The organism is Providencia sp. Me31A (assembly GCF_050487165.1).
Classification (GTDB): domain Bacteria; phylum Pseudomonadota; class Gammaproteobacteria; order Enterobacterales; family Enterobacteriaceae; genus Providencia.
In genome coordinates, this window is the sequence record NZ_JBKQGZ010000001.1 from 67,728 (window position 1) to 87,174 (window position 19,447).

The window sequence follows — 19,447 nt, forward strand, 5'->3', positions numbered from 1 at the left end:
CAATGATTGATCTTTTTTAACAAACATTTTACACATCTGTGATCTGAATAGAGTTTTGTTTCTTATAGTAGAATGCCATATTAAAAATGAGATAGGATTTTCAGTAGGTTAAAATAAAAATCCCCTGCGTTTATACAAGGGATTTTAAATCAACTAGATTAGTGTTTAGCTTCGTTACGCTTATTGACGACCGTATTAATAATTAAAGTCATAACTAATATGCTCGCAATGACCCCTAAAGAAATCGGTGTTGGAATATGGTAAATATCAATCAGCAACATTTTTATACCGATAAAACTTAAAATCACTGCTAAACCATATTTTAACATTGAGAATTTCTCTGCTACACCTGACAACAAGAAATACATTGCACGTAGGCCTAAAATAGCAAACAAATTAGATGTCAAAACAATGAAGGGATCAGTTGTCACGGCAAAGATAGCGGGTATGCTATCAACCGCAAAAATCACATCGCTAATCTCAACTAAGATCAAAACCAAAATTAACGGTGTTGCGAATAAGATACCATTTTGTTTAATAAAGAATTTTTCGCCATGTAACTCATCCGTCATACGTAGATGAGAACGAACCCACTTAACTAACGGTTTATCGTTGATAGGTGAATCATCTTCTTTAGCAAATGCCATTTTCAACCCTGTAAATAACAGGAATAGACCAAAAATATACAATATCCAGCTAAATTGAGTGACTAACCAACTACCTGCGAAAATCATAATCGTACGTAATACAATAGCACCTAATACACCGTAGACTAATACACGTCGCTGTAAGCTGGCAGGAATCGCAAAATAGCTAAATAGCATTAACCACACGAATACGTTATCAACCGCTAATGCTTTTTCTAATAGGTAACCCGTTAAAAAGGCCAGTGTTTGGCTATCTGCAAACTCACGCCCTACGTTATCATTAAGATACCACCAAAAACCTGCGGCAAAAATCAATGATAACGTAACCCACACGATACTCCATGCCGCAGCTTGCTTCATCGACATGGCTTGCCCTTTATGCTTTCCTTGCCAAAACAGGTCAACAAGTAACATGATTAAAATAATAATTGCAAAACTGCCCCATAAAACGGGGTTGCCTACTGAGTGCATTTTCCTTTCCTTTAAAAACAAAAACGGCTGATATCCAGAAGACATCAGCCGCTTAAATTCTTTAACCTCAGATTGCTATCTTTTGGGTTGTAAATTATGAGCAAACCTCGCCTTCTGGCAAGGTCTCACTTACAACACAAATGACCTGAAGACAGGAAATTGTGGTGCTCGGCTACCGGGTGTAGTGTGTACACCGTAATGACGATAAACCGACAAGAAGAAGTTACTCCCCTTTGCTATGCGTATAAGGTACGGTAAATAGTCTCAAAATGCAATAATTAGCTGAGTGTATTTTATCACTGTTTTTTAGATTAAAAGGTAAAGTAATGGCAATATTTCTTATTATCTCCACTAAAAGGTGGATTAAACACCAATTTTAAGCACTTTAAATTGTTAATCACTGAGTGATAAACTGTAAAAATAAGGCAAAACTTAAATGAATACTAAAAATAAGCTTAAAATTTGCTGTTTAGTTATTTTCTGTTTTGTTAAAGTGTGCGTGATTTACACTAACAGCCTGAGGAAACAACATTTTCACTTTGGCATTCACTTAATCCATTTCTCCCTGCCCAACAACAAGTTTGTTGTTATAGCCGTTTAGGAAACATTAATGGAATTAGTTAAAGAACTTTTTTTAGCCCTTTGGCACCAAGATTATGTCACCCTGTCTAACCCAGCGTTAGTCTGGTCGATTTACTTCATGCTGTTCGCTATCTTGTTTTTAGAAAACGGGGTGTTACCTGCGGCGTTTTTACCGGGTGATAGCCTATTGATTTTAGTCGGTGTACTCATCGCTAAAGGTACATTGAGTTATCCACTCACCATTGCCATTCTAACCGCTGGTGCTAGCTTAGGCTGCTGGGTCGGTTATATCCAAGGGCGATGGCTGGGGAACACACGTCTCGTCAAAGGATGGCTCGCACACTTACCTGAACACTATCACCAACGTGCTCATGGCTTATTCCATCGTCATGGGCTTGCAGCATTATTGATTGGTCGCTTCTTAGCCTTTGTTAGAACATTACTCCCGACTATTGCTGGCCTCGCAGGCCTACAAAATGGCCGTTTCCAAGTATTTAATTGGTTAAGTGGCTTATTATGGGTGCTTATTTTAACAGCTATTGGTTATGGTTTCGGTAAAAGCCCTATTTTCCTACTCTATGAACATCATATTATGAATATTTTGATGTTAATTCCTGTAGGCTTACTGATCCTCGGCTTAATCGGCAGTATCGCTGTTGTGGTAAAAAAGAAACTCTCAAGTAAAAAAGCTAATTAATCCCTATTGCGGGAACACCGTTGTTCCCGCACCTCCAGTTTTACTTAATTTTACGTCTTCCTTCCCCGCTGTCTTACGCACTTTAGGTCTTTGATTAAATGGATTTTTTAGGGATTTTGTTTTTTATATTTCATCTAAATCTATTATTAGCCATTGAATAATACATTGCACTTAATACAAAAATGTTTATTGTTAATACAGTTAAGAGTTCATTTCTATTGATAGGAGGTTCTACATGTCATCAAATCATTCATCAGAAGAACTGCGTGCAGAGCTCAGAGCATTAGCAGATTCTTTAGAAGCGGTGCTCAGTGACACTGGCGAAAAATCGAAAGAAGAGATTGAAAGCCTAAAATCTAAAGCCAAAGACGTACTATATTCATCTCGTGCGAAACTCGGCCAAACTACCGAAAGAATTACCGAACAAACTAAAGAAATGGCTGGTCGTGCAGATAATTATGTGCGCGAAAATCCGTGGACAGGTGTAGGTATCGGTGCTGCCGTCGGTGTAGTTCTTGGCGTACTGCTCGCAAAACGTTAGTCGCCTATGGAACCAAATCAACAACGTCAGGGCCCCGGTAAAGGGGTCCTTGAAATACTGCAACGTATAGCCAGTATTACCGTTAACCTTGTCGAAACTCGCCTTCAACTTATCGCTGTTGAGTTTGAAGAAGAGAAAGTTAACTTTATTCAACTATTACTCTTAGTTGGATTAGCCCTGCTTTTTACTGCTTTTGGGCTAATGTGCTTGATCGGCTTAATTTTTTGGTCTGTTGACCCCATATACCGTTACCAAGCACTTGCAATTACCACTGGGAGTTTAATTCTCCTTGCCATTATTTTTGCTATTTGGGCATTAAAAAAAGCCAAACAGTCCACGTTATTAGGTTCGACTCGGGAACAATTGAGTCAAGATGCTCAAGCTTTAGCGAGAAAAAACCATGAGCAATAATAAGCGCCAGTTATTAGCAGCCAAAAAGCAATTATTGATTAAGAAAATCGAACGCCAACGCAGTGACCTTGCAAGCACATCTGAGGATTGGCTGCAGGTCACAGCCCCATATGACCGAGCTTGGAAAACATTTATTACCTTCCGCCCTCTATTTGTCGCTGCCACGGGGCTACTTTCTATCTACACCTTAAAAAAACCTAAAAGATTTCTCCAATTAGGCAAAAAAGCACTCACAATCTGGGGCATTGCTCGTACCGTTAAGAGCACCATTAACGCCACTAAAAAATAGTCATTAAGAATTATTAGCTATATATCAATTAGATAGCTAATTTTCTTATCATCACCTTATGTCCCCCAACCATTTCATTCAATATTTTTGCATATCATTGTTAATAAGCTTTACTTTTTATTGAACAAGTAACTGGCTATTATAAATTCATCAAACGTTTTCTTGCCTATTTGTGCTGAAAGCAACATAAAAAATCGATAGATATCGCAACTTAATGATATTTAATGACCTATTAGTCTGGAGAATCTCGATGAAAAATTTAGAAAATGGTGCGATATTATTAGCTCGTATCATGATGCCAATCCTATTTATTGTTGCTGGATATGGGAAATTAGGTGATGCCTATGCAGGTACACAACAATATATGCAAGCTATGGGGGTTCCCGGCTTTTTATTACCATTAACGATTTTGCTTGAATTAGGTGGTGGGCTTGCGGTCTTATTTGGTTTCTTAACCAGAACCGTTGCTTTGTTTACTGCCGGCTTCACTGTTTTAACCGCTTTATTGTTCCATACTGATTTTAGTGTTGCGCCAAACAGTTTGATGTTTATGAAGAACTTTACGATTGCTGGGGGCTTCTTACTTTTAGCCATCACAGGTCCAGGTAAATTCAGCATTGACGCGTTATTGAACAAAAAGTGGTAACCCTTGTTTCATTATAACCCTTATTTATTTGATTTTATTTGTTTGTCCAATTCATACCTCCCCTCGGGAGGTATTTTTTTGTCCAAAATAAAGGTGTTGAATCAGTTGAAGAGAATATCACTTAGATGAGGAGTTCTCAGTAGGCGGCAAATTGAGTCATCCCGTGAGCATACATAAGTATGTGACTCGGGTGACTCAATGAAGTCAATCTCCCTACGGCTCAAAATATAACGAGTTTACACCCTAAATAATTTGGGGATTTCTCGGAGACACCACGACTTAGCCTCCCCCATACTATCGCGACGCCATGCCATAATAATATTTGTTTGATGGCTAAACTCAGGACCAACCACTTTCAAGCGTCCTTCGCGAATATCTTGCTCCACCAGCGGGTATGGCATCGTTGCCACTCCAAGCCCTGCCAGTAAAGCATTATGTTTATCTTCAATGGTCGATACCGTCAAACGTTGCTGTTTATCCAAAAGCTGTACTGTGATCACCGGACGCTCTCTCGCCGTATCAGCTACTGCAATCCCACGGTATTTCACACGTGTGCTATCGGAAAGCGGTTCTGGTTCTAAGTGGATTGGATGCTCTGGACTTGCGACATAAATATGGCTAATGGTATATAACGATTTAGAGTTAATCTCTGAAGAAGAACGAAAATGCATATCAGGGGCAATCACAATATCCGCTTTACCATTTTCCAGGCGTTCCCACGCACCTGCTAACACCTCAGTAATCAAAGATAACTGTGTTTCGGATTTTTCAGCTAATCGTTCAACCAGTGGGAATAATGATTGTGCAGGTACCAGCGCCTCACACACTATCGTCAAATGGGTCTCCCACCCTTTAGCAAGGGCTTCTGCATCTGACGTTAATTTATCTGCGGCTTCAAGTAGAACTCTCCCTCTATCTAACAACATTCTGCCAACATTGGTAAATTTGGTTCTATGTCCTGAACGGTCAAATAAAATTACATCGAGTTCCTCTTCTAGCTTTTGCATGGTATAGCTAAGCGCAGAGGGTACTCGGCCCAATTCTTCTGCTGCCGCTGCAAAACTACCACGTCTATCGATTGCATCCATCACCCTTAATGATTCAAGCGTTAGTGCTCTCTCTTTACTCATGATGTATCTCTTTCAGGAAATTTGAATAAGGAAAACAGATTAACTGGCTAACAATTCAACGTCTAGCTATTTATTATAACAATAGATTATTAACTTATTTATTCTTGAATGGGAGTTAACCATTATGATGACACTGAGAGCCGCTAATCATTGCGGAAAAGCAGACTATGGTTGGCTACAAGCGCGTTACTCTTTTTCATTCGGCCATTATTTTGACCCCAAATTTATGGGTTTCAAAACATTAAGAGTGCTAAATCAAGAGGTTATCGCACCAACAAACGCATTACAGCCGAGAATGTATCCTCATGTCGATATCTTAAACATTATTCTAAAAGGACATGCTCAATACCGTGATAGCCTAGGTAATGCGATTCAAGCCAGTGAAGGGGAATGTGTGCGCTTCTCCCCACGGCCAGATCTTAGCTACAGTGAACAAAATATCTGCCCTCAGACTCCGTTAACTCGCTTACAACTTTGGTTAAACGCTTGCCCACAACAAGAATCACTACCGTTACAAAAAATAGTTATTAATGAAAACGAGAACCAATTAATTGCCTCTCCCAGTGGTGAATATCAAAGCCTCCAGTTACGTCAACAAATTTGGATCAATCAAATTCATTTGGAGTCAGGGAAATCATACACGATGGTACTAAAAGGGCAAAATGCATTTATACAATCAATACATGGAGGAGCCACCTTACGGACTCAACAAGGTGAAAATTTGACCATGAATTGTAATGACGGTGTATTTATTCAAGACGATCATAAAATCGAGATCATGGCAAATACAGATTTTCGAGGTCTGTTGATCGATCTTGGTGGAACATAACTAACCGATTTTACATTACATTATCTGTTAGGTTATTGACTCAAAATCGCCTTAACCAATAAAAATAGGTCAAAATTTGCGAACGGATTCGCAAATTTAATCATTTAACTGTCATACATATTGACACGCCTGTGTTAGAGTCCTGCCATTAGCGAGAAAGAAAATGCATTATTTTCTGGCTCAAATGCTTTTGGTTTTGCTATTTAAAGGTGTTCTCGTGGCTCTATTCACTCAACAGCGACACAATCAAATATTTGCTCAAATTCTCAATGAGGTGGTTTCTCAAGATGAATTAGCAAAACGTTTTTCCGTTTCCACACGAACTATCCGCTCTGACATCAATGAAATCAATGAATTGATTCAAGATTATAGTGCTCACATAGTGTATGAACGCGGTCATGGTTATCGCTTGAAAATTGAGGATGAAGCACTATTTGCCACCTTTACACAGCAAAAAGATGAAGACAGTAATATTCCACGGACGAGTAAAGAACGCATTGATGCTTTATTGTTGAAATTATTAATGTTATCTCTTCCCGTCAAGCTTGATGACATTGCAGAAGAATGGTTTATCAGCCGAGGAACCCTACAGCAAGACATGGGCTCTGTTCGGGAACAGTTACAAAAGTACCAAATTACTTTGGAAAGCATTCCCCACCAAGGTATTCGCCTAAATGGTAGTGAGTGGGCCATTCGTGCTTGCATGACCGAAACCTTATGGCGTCGGTATTCAGCCCAGTTAACCCCTGAATTAGCGACTTTCCGTCCTGATAGCTTAGATAATTTAGACCTAACCTATATTGATAAAGTGATCCATAACAGTATGAATCGCTTTGATATTCGGATTAGTAATGAGGGGCATCTATACCTCATTTTTAACTGTGCCGTGACAATATTACGGATCACTCGCGGTCATGAGCTCACCTCCGCCGTTAAAAATGATGACTGTGAAGAAGTGATCCGCAAAGCCTGCGATGAAATATCCAAGGGGCTTATTTACTTTCTTGGCAATGATCTTTCCGCAGCAGAACTCAGTTATTTACATGATCAAATCATTGCACAGCGTATTGGTAACCAAGACTCCAGTACGCAAAAAAGTGGTAGTCACAATGAGTTGTCCGAATACATTTTGAATTATATTAATGAGTTATATAACTATGACTTACGTAATGATGAGAAACTGAAGAAAGACCTGAATACCCACCTTGCTGCGTTGATAACACGCTTGCAATACCATATTTCGACGCCAAATCCATTACTGTCAGATATTAAACAGTACTACCCTTTTGCCTATGATGTTACTCTCAGTGCATTAACCAGTGTAAGTAAGCAATTACTTCCACATCCCATCAGTGAGGACGAGCTAGGTTACTTAGCTGTTCACATTGGTGTGAGTCTTGAACGCAATTATGGTGCAGGTTCAATTCGTCAAACTGAAGTTTTAGTCGTCACGGATGCAGGAAACTCAACGTTCCGTGTAGTGGAATCAAAAATCATGCGTGAATTTCCACAGCTTAAATTTAGTCGAGGTTTGACATTACAAGAGTATGAATCCCTTGAAGAAGTCACTGAAGATTTTGTGATTACTACCGTGCGGATCTCTGAAAAAAATAAGCCAGTTATCAAAATAGCGCCCTTTCCTACACCATACCAATTAGAGCAAGTTGGCCGTCTTGCAATGATTGACCAAACTCGCCCTTATATTATCGAGCGTTTCTTTGATGAGCGTTTCTTTATGGTCATTAATGAAAAAATTAGCCAAGAAACACTATTCCAAACGGTGTGCCATAAATTACAGCAAGAAGGCTATGTAACTGCCGACTTTTACCCTTCCTTGCAAGAACGCGAATCCATTGTTTCTACCTTACTTGGTGAGGGAATTGCTTTACCTCACTCTTTAGGGCTACTTGCCAATAAAACGGTGGTTGTGACAATTGTTGCCCCTCAAGGTATTGAATGGAATAAAGAAACCAAAGAAAATGCCTATGTCATTTTCTTACTAGCAATCAGTAAGGTCGATTACGAAGAAGCGATGGCAATCTATGACCTGTTCGTCACGTTTGTAAAAGAAAAAACAACTCGCCGCCTTATTGGTGTGAAAAACTTCAATGAATTCCAAGCGATAGCTAAAGATAGTTTAGCCCGTATCCAATAATAACATCGTCACTTCCACTTAGTAGTGGAAAAAGGGGAGTGACGGCTTTTTACGTGATCCTAACCACAATTTCATCAATTCTTTCTCTCTATAACCAGACTGGTTCCCCACTCAAAATGGTTAAGTGGAAACCATTATTGCCAATATTAAATAATTTCCATTTATGACTTCCGGTTTCACTTCCAGTTGCCTTTTCTATTTCCACTCCACAAAAATAATACATAACAAGCTGATATTTAATTAATTTTTATACCAAATAATTTGTAAATACCCTTTATTGATGATTGATTGAAATCAATTTTTCCACTTAACTTCCAAATAGCTCAAAAAACGCCCCAAAAAATACCTTTGTAGTTTCCAAATTATTTCCACTTAAAAGTGGAAATTCTCTGCCTGCAAAAATCACCAATAACAGACTAAGGTATAAGGCATAAGGAACAGAAGTAGTCTAACTTGCAATATTACTTTGGATTTTAAATAGTTATGAGTGAATCAGTTGTAGTTTTTAAAATGTTAGAACACAACCTCGATATTGATGAGGTGACACAAAAACTGCTAGCAGTAATTACTGACTGGCTCAAGCAGGAGGACTGCTACACCACTGATGTACAACAACAAATGTTGGAATCTCATCTACGTGCCATGGTTGCCAGAGCAAAAACCGGTGAAGCCTTACCCGAAGTCGATATCAGTTTGTTTGATGAAATATCGGCACATTCACTTGCCTTAGCGCAACGGGTTGTCGACACATTGTCCGGCTTAGCACAGGAAGAGGCTTATTTACTCTCTGTTCACTTTGAAGTCGCTCGTTCGAATGATTAATTTTTAAATTGTAGGATTGGAGAATATTTATATGAAACAGATGGTTGTTGTAATCGGAGATCGCCTAGGTAAAGGTCAAAAAGTGGCTGCGGGTGTGGAAGCTGCGGGTGGGAAAGCCATTGTTGTTCCCGGTGTGGCGGCAGATATGAAGCTTGGTGATGTCATGAACGCAGAGCAAGCCGACCTTGGGATTTCATTTTGTGGCAGTGGTGGCGCAGGCGCAATCACCGCACAAACGAAATATGGTTATAAAGCTCGTTATGGGATGCGCTCTATCGAAGAGGGAGAAACTGCAATTGCAGAAGGTTGCAATGTGTTAGGTTTTGGTTTTATGGACAAGGAAGAGTTAGGCGAGCGCTTGGTAAAAGCATTCAATAAAAAATACGGCAACGCTTAATGAAAAAATCTATCGAAACGGTTGTGCGGGTTACAGGGCAAGGTGATACCAAGCAAAAAGCCATTGCGGACGCCTTAAATTCAATTCAAAAAACCGTACTGAAAAACAGCACAGACATCATCCTGCGGATAGAGCCAAAGGATGTTGAGGTTGTTAGTGCTCACTCACACTCGCGGACAGAAAAGTTTCTTTTTATCTTTTTGCCACGCAAACGTGAACATTTTCGTGTTGTGCTCGACGTTTCGCTGGATGTTACCTTACTTTCTGTCAACGAAATACCATTTACAGAACAATAATAGCAATCAGGTCTGGAGTTAATTCCATGAGTGAAACTGCATCTTTTTTAGAAATATTAGGCATGTCCCTAATCATAGGTGGACTCTGCGGCTTTGGGTTAGGCGCAGGCGCGGCACGTATGTTCCACGCTCCAACCATACAGGGTATGGGGGCATTCCGCACATTGGGCGAACTTAATGCGTGTGAAGGCGACCCTGCATCACACTTCTCTTTCGGCTTAGGCTTCTTCTTTAACGCATGGGCATCTTCGGTCGCGGCAGGGGCATTTACCCAAGACGTTGACCACCGCATCATCCCAAACTGGGGTGCCGCTGCACTGTTGACGAAAAATCGCAACGTTGCAGAAACGCTACATAATCCGAAAAAAATGGCAATTGCTTGTGCCATTATCGGTGCAATCGTTGTTGCATTCTTAAACACCACCGCATCTGCGGTTCCTGTGGCACTACAAACTACTGCGGTTAATGTCTTGGTTCCCGCTGCCAACTTACTCGTTAACACCGTCATGCCAGTGATTTTCTGGTTAGCTGCGATGGATGCAGGTCGCCGTTCTGGTTTCTGGGCAACCTTGTTTGGTGGCTGTGCGCAATTAATCATGGGTAATGCTATCCCAGGTTTAGTTTTAGGGATATTGATTGGTAAAGGTGTTGATGACAACGGCTGGAACCGTATTACTCGAACTATGATGATCACCGTCGTGCTGTTGTTCGTATTGAGTGGTTTCTTCCGCGAATTTGACCTGAAGATGATCACCTCTTTCAACCTAGATAAACCATTGTGGCTTGAATATGTCCACGGACTGCTAAGCGGGAAATAATCATGACAACGGAAATTAACAAACAAGACTTTTGGTATGCAGAATGGTCCTTCCCTATCTTTGTTGGTCTGCTTTCCGCAGGGATCTTTGCGGGTACCCATATGTATGTCGTCTATGGCTTTGGGGCATTTAACGAAGTCGCTTTCGTTGCCATGTTACGCGCAGGGTTAGATACTGGGGTCTATGGTGCTGTTGCCGCTTTTGGTGCTAGCTTCCTATTTGCACGGATCATCGAAGGGTCATTAGTGGGTATTTTGGACATCGGGGGCGCACTGCAAACGGGTCTTGGCTTAGGCGTTCCTGCCCTGTTCTTAGCCGCAGGTTGGGATATCTTAGTCACAAACTTCTGGATCTCATTACTCACGGGTTTGTTCCTAGGGGTATTAATCGGTTTACTGATTGTTTTTGCGCGTAAATTCACCATTGCCCAAGCCAACTCAACCTTTGGTGCAGACGTCATGATGGGGGCAGGTAATACATCAGGCCGTTTCCTTGGCCCATTAATTATCCTTGCTGCGATGGCTGCATCAATTCCAATCGGAATTGGCTCTTTAATCGGTGCATTAATTTTCTATGTATGGCAAAAACCCGTTGCCGGTGGCGCAATTTTAGGTGCGATGCTATTCGGTTATTTCTTCCCAATCGTCGCTTAATTCACATTCTCCCGGGGCATCTGCTCCGGGTTATTTAATAACATAAATTAAAAACAGACTCGAAGAAATAGTTCAAAGGGCAGCGAAAGTGCAGCCAACAACGCTGCGGTTGACATCATTTAGAATACGCACTTAGGCATACTCTAAATAATTCAAATTGCAGCTAGGCGGCAAACGACGATATCCCTAGGAGCATACACCAGTATGTGACTAGGGTAGCGGAAGTGCTGCCAACAACGCTGCGGTTTGAAGTATGACGAGTATGACATCGAGTATAAAGAGGACAACTATGTATTCTCTAATCATCAAACAAGGTAAGCGTATCGATGGCTCGATTATCGATATTCTTATCAAAGATGGAAAAATCGAAGCAGCAGGTCCTGAGTTGGCCTGTAACCAACAAGCTGAAAAACTTATTGATCTCAAAGGTAAAACCTATGTCAGCGCCGGATGGATTGATTCTCACGCACACTGTTTTGTTGAGTCGCCTATCTACTTCGATGACCCCGACTTAGCGGGAGCTGCAGGCGGAGTCACCTCACTGGTTGATGCAGGTAGCGTTGGCGCTGATGATATTGATAAATTTTATCAGCTCACACAAAAATCAAAGACTAATGTCTTTTCTTTATTAAATATTTCTCGTATTGGCATCATTGCACAAAATGAATTGTCGGATATGAATAATATTAATGAAACATGCTTCCAAGAAGCCATTGAGCGCCATCGTGGCTTTATTGTGGGTATGAAAGCCCGAATGAGTAAAAGCGTTGTTGGTGATAACGGAATTGCGCCTTTAGTGAAAGCTAAAGAAATGCAGAAAAAACATAATCTCCCGCTAATGGTTCATATTGGCAATAACCCACCTGACATTGATGAAGTTGCCAATTTACTCACCCGTGGCGATATTATTACCCACTGCTTTAATGGTAAGCCAAATAAAATTTTGGGGGATGATGGTTATCTAAAACCATCAATTGCGAGAGCGCTGGCTCGTGGGGTGATTTTAGACGTTGGTCACGGCGGTGAAAGCTTTAGCTTCAAAGTCGCGGAACAAGCCATGCGTATCGGCACTTACCCAGACATTATTAGCTCGGATATTTACCAGCGCAACCGCATCAATGGCCCTGTTTATAGCCTGGCTTTTGTGATGACCAAATTCCTCTGCATGGGCTTTAGCGCAGAGCAAGTCTTACGCTGCGTCACAGAAAAAGCGGCTGATTTATTATCATTACCTGCCAAGGGTTACCTAAGACCGGGCTTTGATGCCGATATTACCCTATTTGATTTAAAAGAAGAGCCGACTGAACTCACCGATGCAGAAGGCGAGCACCGCACAGGGACTCACCGTTTTGTTCCTGTTGCTGCCATTGTCGGTGGAAAACACATTATTCATGCACAAGGCGAATCTGAACATGCAATCGATTTATGAGAAGTATCAATTAAGACACGTTATTAATGCCTCTGGCCGCATGACAATATTAGGTGTTTCAACGCCAACGCCTGAGGTTGTGGAGCGTGTTGCTTATGGACTCAATAATTATTTTGAAATTAAAGACCTAGTTAATAAAACTGGTGAATACATTGCAAATTTATTGAATGTTGAAGCCGCCGTGGTGGTTTCTTGTGCTTCCGCAGGGATTGCCCAAGCCGTTGCCGCTGTCATTGTAAAAGATGACGATGATTTATTACTCAACCTGCATTCCTCTAGCAAAGTAGTTCCACGCGAAATTATTTTACCTAAAGGTCACAATGTTAACTTCGGTGCACCTGTCGACACCATGGTGGCATTAGGTGGCGGTAAAGTGGTTGAAGCAGGCTTTGCCAATGAATGCAGCGCCGCACAACTCGCTGCTAAAATCACCCCAAATACCGCCGCTATTTTATACATTAAATCGCACCATACCGTTCAAAAAAGTATGTTAACCGTTGAACAAGCTGCCAAAGTGGCTCATGACCACCAGCTTCCTCTGATTGTTGATGCTGCGGCGGAAGAAGAGCTGACCACCTACTACGAAGCTGGTGGGGATATCGTGATTTATAGTGGTGCTAAAGCGATTGAAGGCCCAACTAGTGGGCTTGTCATCGGTAAAAAACAGTATGTGGAATGGGTAAAACGCCAAAGCCAAGGCATTGGGCGTGCAATGAAAGTCGGCAAAGAAGGCATTTTAGGACTCACTCTCGCCATCGAACAATACCTCACAGCCACCAAAGAAACAGGGGCAGAGATGGTCAATCGCATGGCTAAATTCATCAGTGACCTCAATGCCATTAAAGGAATATCTGCTCAAGTGGTTTGGGATGGTGCAGGCCGTGATATTGCGCGTACTGAAATCAGCTTTGATGAAAAAGTGATTGGCAAAACCACTTATCAAATCATGGCCGACCTAAAACAAGGTGATACCGCCATTTACTTCCGTGAATATAAAGCCAACGAAGGCAAAGTTGAAGCGGATATTCGCAGTGTCAGCACTGAGCAACTTGATGTTATTTCACAGAATATTCGTTTGTTAGTAGAAGGAATTTAAAATGAAATTGTCACCGAATTTTTATCGTGACCGCGTCTGTTTAAACGTATTGGCGGGCAGCCATCAAAATGCAAAAGATATCTATGCCGCAGCAGAAACCTTCGTCGTCGTCGGTGTGTTATCTAAAAATTACCCAGACTTAGAAAGTGCTATTGCAGATATGCGCATTTACGCACAAGAAACGGATAATGCGTTATCTGTTGGCCTTGGCGCTGGCGACCCAAATCAATCAACGATGGTGTCTTTGATCTCAAAAGAAGTGCAACCACAGCACGTTAACCAAGTATTTACTGGCGCACCGATTAGCCGTGCATTATTAGGCCAAAATGAGACCTTCGTTAATGCATTAATTTCACCAACAGGCACTGTTGGAATGGTTAAAATTTCTACTGGCCCATTAAGTTCCCAAGCGCCAGACGGTATTGTGCCGATTGAAACTGCCATCATGATGCTAAAAGATATGGGTGCTGATTCTGTTAAGTTCTTTAATATGAAAGGATTAACATATATAGAAGAATATAAAGCCATCGCCAAAGCTTGTGCTGAATTTGATTTTTCTTTAGAGCCAACAGGTGGCATTGATTTAGATAACTTTGCAGAAATTTTGCAAATCGCCCTTGATGCAGGTGTGAAGAAAATCATTCCTCATATTTATAGTTCCATCATTGATAAAGAAACGGGCAATACTCGCCCAGAAGATGTACGTCAATTATTACAGATGGTTAAGCAAGCGGTTAATTGAAGCATTAGTCTGTCATATAGAAGAAAATAAATATAAGCGAGACATTATAATATAAGTCATTGTGACAATGACAAAACAACAAATCTTCCCACTCATCAAGTATGAGTGGTTTTTTTATTATATTAATGACCTATCATTTTGGCATTCGGTATAATATGGAACCAATAATTATCCGGCACAGGGCTCCCCCAAACACCAAAGTAAGCAGCAATCCCGATGGCAGTAAATAAAACCCCCAGAGTTAAAACTAACATAATTACACCAGACAATGGGATTTGGCGCTTCTGTCTTGGCACTTGCAATGAAAAATTCAGCGTTGAGGAAACAGGGCAAGATTCCACGCATGTCATACAACCTGTGCACTCCACCGTTCTTACCTCAATGAGCTTATCGACGGGAATACGCGACGGGCAGTTTTTGGCACATTTTCCACAATCAATACAGCTTTCCACATTTCGACGGATCTTCACGGGGGAAAACAACGAAAATAGCCCCAATAATGCGCCATAAGGGCACAGGTAACGGCACCAAGCATTACGGATAAATAAGCTAATCACCACAAGAACAACTACACTGGAAAGTGTCACGCCACTAATGTAGCGAAAGAAATCCAACATTTTTATATCAATGATAATGCCATAAGGTGACATCATAAAATATTGGATCATCTGCGCAGACATGGAAAATGCAATATAGAGAAAAAAACTTAATAACACGTATTTTAAGCTTCTTAGGGGGATGTCTAGCCATTTAGGTAAACTGATTTGCTTTTGATAACGAAACACCTTCTGCCCTATTTTCCCCGTGTATTCAGATATTGTACCTATCGGGCACATCCACGAGCAAAAGGCTTTTTTCAATAATAAGCTAATAATAATGAAAGAGACTAAAAGAAACATCGAAGCCGCATGGATTACAGGAAAACTACCTGTTTCTATGGTGTATTTTAAATTCATCAACCCTGCAATAGGCAACCAGCCTTCAATCCCTCCAGGGCGAGGAAGATAGGGCGTAGCGCCACCGGTTTCATAGTAACGAACCCAATAATAGAAAGTAATGCCAATATAAACATTGATAGCCAATAAGATTAGCTGTACCACTTTTCGCCACGTTGATGCGTTTCGCCAATCATTCCAAGGAAGCTTACCGCCCACCGTACCGGGACGACGTATATAGCGAATATGGGGTTTCTTTGCCATTTAGCCTATCTCTTTAACATGCATTTAAAATACCACTATTGTATTTACATATTCAGAAGGCGTATTGATTTGCATCAGAGCGTTGTGATATTGATGATTTGATGCAATAAATAGTGAAGAAAAACCAGAAAAGAAAGAATAAAAAATATCTTATACCGAATCAAAACATAACATTTTTTCTAAATAATTCGAGTTGTGCCAAGGCGGCAAAATGAGGAAATCCCTAGGAGCATACACGAGTATGTGACTAGGGTTGACGAATGAAGCCAACACAAGACAGCTTGAAGCACTATAAACTCAGATTTTTTCTAAATAGTTAGTGCTGTAACAAGGCAGCGAAGTGAAGACAGTACAGGAGCATACAAAAGTATGTGACCCGTATGGCTGAATGGTGCTAACGCCGTAACAGCGCTAAATATGACGAAAAAATGGGAGTTGGCCGATAAGCCGGGTTCTGTCGTGGACAACCATTCATCTAGGCCAGCACTTGCGCACTGGCTCCAGCAACCTACCCGAGTTCAATGCGGGCCGCACCATATGAACCCCTATTTGGTCTTGCTCCGGGTGGAGTTTACCGTGCCACGAACTGTTGCCAGTCGCGCGGTGCGCTCTTACCGCACCCTTTCACCCTTACCTGATCCTGTAAACAGGCCATCGGCGGTTTGCTCTCTGTTGCACTTGTCGTAGGCTTGCGCCTCCCAGACGTTATCTGGCACCCTGCCCTATGGAGCCCGGACTTTCCTCCCCTCTACCCGTCTCCCTAAGGGACTACGATAAAGCAGCGGTTGTCTGGCCAACTCCGCGGCGAATTATAGGCACTTTGTTGCAGCTTGTACAGACTCTAACGCGTTCATTTACCACTTATATAAATCAAAGTAAGGTGTTCGCATAAAAATCATTCATCACTTTAATTATCAAGCATCAATTTATACAGCATATTTTTCTTTAGCCCGTAGATTTCCGCGGTGATCGCTGCGGCTTTTTTAGGTGGTAACTCTTTTTGTAATAAATTCAAGGTACGAACCACATCCGGTGAAATCGCAGAATCATCTTCAGGCTTCTTATACCCTTCAACAATTAACACCATTTCGCCACGATGGCGGTTCTCATCTTCTTTAACCCACGCTAATAATTCCCCAACAGGGCGGCCTTCAATAGACTCCCACGTTTTCGTGATTTCACGTGCTAAAACAACATGGCGCTCTGGCCCCCAGACTTCGACCATATCTGCTAAACTATCTAACAAGCGATGGGTTGATTCATAGAAAATCAATGTTCGAGTTTCTTGTTCTAGTGCTTGCAAAACGTCTTTACGACCTTTAGTTTTGGCAGGTAAAAAACCTTCGTAGCAAAAACGATCGGAAGGCAAACCGGCAGCAGAAAGCGCTGTAATTGCAGCACAAGCTCCGGGCAAAGGAACAACTCGAATACCCGCTTCACGGCAACGATTGACTAAATGATAACCTGGATCATTAATTAAAGGTGTACCTGCATCAGAGACTAATGCGATACTATCGCCTTGTTGAAGTTTGCTAATTAATTGATCTGCCTTTTGCTGTTCATTATGATCATGCAGAGCAAACAGTCGTGCATTAATCGCAAAATTCTGTAATAGAATGCCGGAATGCCGAGTGTCCTCTGCTGCAATAAGGTCAACATGTTTAAGAACATCCAACGCACGTTGTGTGATATCGCCCATATTACCAATGGGGGTAGGAACGATATACAGCGTGGATGCCATAACCACTGCTTGATTAGGTTGGTTCATTGTTTCATCCGAATAGCCGGTTTAAAATTAAGCAATTGAAAAATACACCATTGGATACAGTATGCGTCCTTCAATTTTTTTGCATTTGAAAAAAGGGTTAATCTGCACAGCAATGCTGTCCACATTTGCACTGTCAGGGTGCCAAATTGTCTCGGATTACTTCCCGTCACCGAAAAAAACACCTGAGCAAAGTACGTCTGATGCCAGCAACTATCAAGCTATCATTGATGCAGCGCAAGGCAAGCCTTCAATAGAAGCGCTGCGTGCTTATATTAGCCAAGAGCCTTTATTAACGACAGCCGCTGAGCGCCAAGCCAACATTGATGGCCTATGGAGAATGTTAACACAATTGACACCAGAACAGATTCACGGAATTGGTGCAAACGAAAATATTCTCCAAGGTTGGGTAGACCTACTCGATATTTACCAAAACAATCAAGACGATCCCGATGCATTGCAAACAGGTTTCAATGATTGGAAAACACGCTATTCTAATAACCCTGGGGTAATGACAACACCAACTCAATTAATTCAAGCAATGCTACCTCGTGTTGGTAGCAGCCCTAAAATTGCGTTGTTTTTACCAATGAGTGGCCAAGGCGAAGTCTTTGGTAAAGCCATCATGCAGGGCTTTATGGATGCACAAAAAGGCATCCCTCAAGCGCCTGCGGTCTCAGCTAGCACTCTCCCGGCTCAAACGCAGGATAGTGGCAATGATGTATTAGACCAAATTTATGCAGAAGTTGCAGCGGCAACAGACAATGCTCAAACGTCAACTGACAGTGATATCGTCACATCCACGTTACGTATTGATGCAACACCGACGAATACACAAAGCATCAAAGTGTTCGATACGACCAACCAACAGATGCCTCAATTACTTGAGCAAGCTAAAAGTGAAGGTTTCAACCTTATCGTCGGGCCATTATTGAAAACAGACGTACAAACTATTGCCCAAACAGGAGCACCTGTTAGTGTTCTGGCACTCAATGAGCTTGATGATAACCAATTGTCTCCTCAGCCAAACCTTTGTTATTTCTCACTGTCACCAGAAGATGAAGCCATCAATGCCGCTGCTTATATAAAAGCACAAGGGAAACAAATGCCTCTGGTATTAGTTCCAGCAAATGCATTTGGCGACAGAGTTGCTAAAGCCTTTGCACAAGGGTGGCAAGAAAAAGGCGGCGCCACAGTATTAATGCAAACCTTTGGGTCAGTTCCCTCATTAAAAGAATCCATCAACAGTGGTGCTGGAATTCGCATGACGGGTACCCCTGTAAATACAGGCTTACAATCCACTGAATCGCTATCCACTGAATCACTAGCCATTGAGCCTACCGGTACCGTTGATGCGGTTTATATTGTTGCAACACGCGATGAACTCACCCTAATCAAACCAATGATTGAAATGGCAATTAGTTCTCGCGCACGTCCAGCGCTGTATGCTAGCTCACGCAGCAATCAAGCGGGCTCTGGCGCAGACTTCCGTTTCGAAATGGATGGTGTGAAATTTAGTGAAATTCCACTATTAGCTGGAGCAAATAACAATTTGCGCAAACAAGCTCAACAAAAATTAAATAATGATTATTCCCTATTTCGTTTATATGCCATGGGTATCGATGCATGGTCTTTAGCGAATAATTATGACAAATTGCAACAATCAGGACAATTACGTATCAATGGTGCATCCGGTGCTTTAACGACAAATACAAATTGTGTTGTATTCCGTGAATTACCTTGGTTACAGTTCAATCAGGGTAAAGTCGTCCTCGCTGAATAAAATAAATAGTTAAGCCATCAGGAAGATGGCTTTATCAGACAAGGAGGTC

Annotated in this window: 20 protein-coding genes and 1 other RNA gene; 16 read left to right on the forward strand and 5 right to left on the reverse strand. The window is 41.5% G+C overall.

The window, feature by feature from the left end; translation table 11 throughout:
* Positions 1-158: 158 nt before the first annotated feature.
* A complete protein-coding gene (locus ACLPIE_RS00295) occupies positions 159-1,118 on the reverse strand; it encodes a TerC family protein (protein WP_430258621.1) in 960 nt (319 codons plus the stop codon).
* A 610-nt stretch (positions 1,119-1,728) separates the two neighbouring features.
* Here ACLPIE_RS00295 and ACLPIE_RS00300 point away from each other — a divergent pair.
* The 5 genes from ACLPIE_RS00300 (at position 1,729) to ACLPIE_RS00320 (ending at position 4,284) form a co-directional block, all read left to right on the forward strand.
* Positions 1,729-2,397: a DedA family protein gene (locus ACLPIE_RS00300; protein ID WP_430258623.1), complete on the forward strand. Its 669-nt coding sequence runs from the start codon at positions 1,729-1,731 to the stop codon at positions 2,395-2,397.
* Positions 2,398-2,632: 235 nt separating this feature from the next.
* Complete coding sequence (locus ACLPIE_RS00305) at positions 2,633-2,938, forward strand: DUF883 family protein (RefSeq protein WP_430258625.1); 306 nt, start codon at positions 2,633-2,635, stop codon at positions 2,936-2,938.
* A gap of 6 nt (positions 2,939-2,944) precedes the next feature.
* Positions 2,945-3,349 carry a phage holin family protein gene (locus ACLPIE_RS00310; RefSeq protein ID WP_430258627.1) on the forward strand — a complete coding sequence of 135 codons (405 nt, stop codon included), beginning with the start codon at positions 2,945-2,947 and terminating at the stop codon, positions 3,347-3,349.
* Complete coding sequence (locus ACLPIE_RS00315) at positions 3,339-3,638, forward strand: YqjK-like family protein (RefSeq protein ID WP_430258629.1); 300 nt, start codon at positions 3,339-3,341, stop codon at positions 3,636-3,638. The genes ACLPIE_RS00310 and ACLPIE_RS00315 overlap by 11 nt, the downstream gene beginning before the upstream one ends.
* 250 nt (positions 3,639-3,888) lie before the next feature.
* Entirely contained in the window at positions 3,889-4,284 is a 396-nt protein-coding gene (locus ACLPIE_RS00320) for a DoxX family protein (protein ID WP_430258631.1), read from the forward strand.
* Between the two features lie 236 nt (positions 4,285-4,520).
* Here ACLPIE_RS00320 and ACLPIE_RS00325 read toward each other — a convergent pair whose 3' ends face one another.
* Entirely contained in the window at positions 4,521-5,414 is an 894-nt protein-coding gene (locus ACLPIE_RS00325; protein ID WP_430258633.1) for a LysR family transcriptional regulator, read from the reverse strand.
* A 124-nt stretch (positions 5,415-5,538) separates the two neighbouring features.
* Here ACLPIE_RS00325 and ACLPIE_RS00330 point away from each other — a divergent pair, with 124 nt between their 5' ends.
* The 10 genes from ACLPIE_RS00330 to dagF all read left to right on the forward strand — a co-directional run bounded on the left by ACLPIE_RS00330 (position 5,539) and on the right by dagF (position 14,651).
* Complete coding sequence (locus ACLPIE_RS00330; RefSeq protein WP_430258635.1) at positions 5,539-6,243, forward strand: pirin family protein; 705 nt, start codon at positions 5,539-5,541, stop codon at positions 6,241-6,243.
* 184 nt (positions 6,244-6,427) lie between these two features.
* Positions 6,428-8,398: a BglG family transcription antiterminator gene (locus tag ACLPIE_RS00335; protein ID WP_430258941.1), complete on the forward strand. Its 1,971-nt coding sequence runs from the start codon at positions 6,428-6,430 to the stop codon at positions 8,396-8,398.
* A 483-nt stretch (positions 8,399-8,881) separates the two neighbouring features.
* Entirely contained in the window at positions 8,882-9,220 is a 339-nt protein-coding gene (locus ACLPIE_RS00340; RefSeq protein ID WP_430258636.1) for a transcriptional antiterminator, read from the forward strand.
* Between the two features lie 31 nt (positions 9,221-9,251).
* On the forward strand, positions 9,252-9,617 hold the full coding sequence (locus ACLPIE_RS00345; protein WP_369308646.1) for an SFCGS family glycine-rich protein: 366 nt from the start codon (positions 9,252-9,254) through the stop codon (positions 9,615-9,617).
* Positions 9,617-9,913 (forward strand): DUF4312 family protein, encoded by a 297-nt coding sequence (locus ACLPIE_RS00350; protein ID WP_430258638.1) that lies wholly within the window; start codon positions 9,617-9,619, stop codon positions 9,911-9,913. The genes ACLPIE_RS00345 and ACLPIE_RS00350 overlap by 1 nt, the downstream gene beginning before the upstream one ends.
* A gap of 26 nt (positions 9,914-9,939) precedes the next feature.
* The gene (locus ACLPIE_RS00355; protein ID WP_430258640.1) at positions 9,940-10,731 is read left to right on the forward strand and encodes a DUF4311 domain-containing protein; all 792 of its coding nucleotides are present in this window, start codon (positions 9,940-9,942) and stop codon (positions 10,729-10,731) included.
* Between the two features lie 2 nt (positions 10,732-10,733).
* Entirely contained in the window at positions 10,734-11,384 is a 651-nt protein-coding gene (locus ACLPIE_RS00360) for a DUF4310 family protein (protein WP_430258641.1), read from the forward strand.
* Between the two features lie 289 nt (positions 11,385-11,673).
* Positions 11,674-12,813, forward strand: coding sequence for an amidohydrolase/deacetylase family metallohydrolase (locus ACLPIE_RS00365; protein ID WP_430258642.1), 1,140 nt, complete (start codon positions 11,674-11,676; stop codon positions 12,811-12,813).
* Positions 12,797-13,909, forward strand: a complete 1,113-nt coding sequence (locus tag ACLPIE_RS00370; protein ID WP_430258643.1) for a DgaE family pyridoxal phosphate-dependent ammonia lyase — start codon at positions 12,797-12,799, stop codon at positions 13,907-13,909. The genes ACLPIE_RS00365 and ACLPIE_RS00370 overlap by 17 nt, the downstream gene beginning before the upstream one ends.
* Position 13,910: 1 nt before the next feature.
* A complete protein-coding gene (gene dagF, locus ACLPIE_RS00375; RefSeq protein ID WP_430258644.1) occupies positions 13,911-14,651 on the forward strand; it encodes a 2-dehydro-3-deoxy-phosphogluconate aldolase in 741 nt (246 codons plus the stop codon).
* Positions 14,652-14,773: 122 nt separating this feature from the next.
* Here dagF and ACLPIE_RS00380 read toward each other — a convergent pair whose 3' ends face one another.
* The 3 genes from ACLPIE_RS00380 to rsmI form a co-directional block, all read right to left on the reverse strand.
* Positions 14,774-15,850, reverse strand: coding sequence for a 4Fe-4S binding protein (locus ACLPIE_RS00380; RefSeq protein WP_430258645.1), 1,077 nt, complete (start codon positions 15,848-15,850; stop codon positions 14,774-14,776).
* A 427-nt stretch (positions 15,851-16,277) separates the two neighbouring features.
* Positions 16,278-16,651: RNase P RNA component class A (gene rnpB, locus ACLPIE_RS00385), an RNA gene on the reverse strand.
* 106 nt (positions 16,652-16,757) lie between these two features.
* Positions 16,758-17,618, reverse strand: a complete 861-nt coding sequence (gene rsmI, locus ACLPIE_RS00390) for a 16S rRNA (cytidine(1402)-2'-O)-methyltransferase (RefSeq protein WP_430258646.1) — start codon at positions 17,616-17,618, stop codon at positions 16,758-16,760.
* 61 nt (positions 17,619-17,679) lie between these two features.
* Here rsmI and ACLPIE_RS00395 point away from each other — a divergent pair, with 61 nt between their 5' ends.
* Entirely contained in the window at positions 17,680-19,398 is a 1,719-nt protein-coding gene (locus tag ACLPIE_RS00395) for a penicillin-binding protein activator (RefSeq protein WP_430258647.1), read from the forward strand.
* The last annotated feature ends 49 nt before the right edge of the window (positions 19,399-19,447 follow it).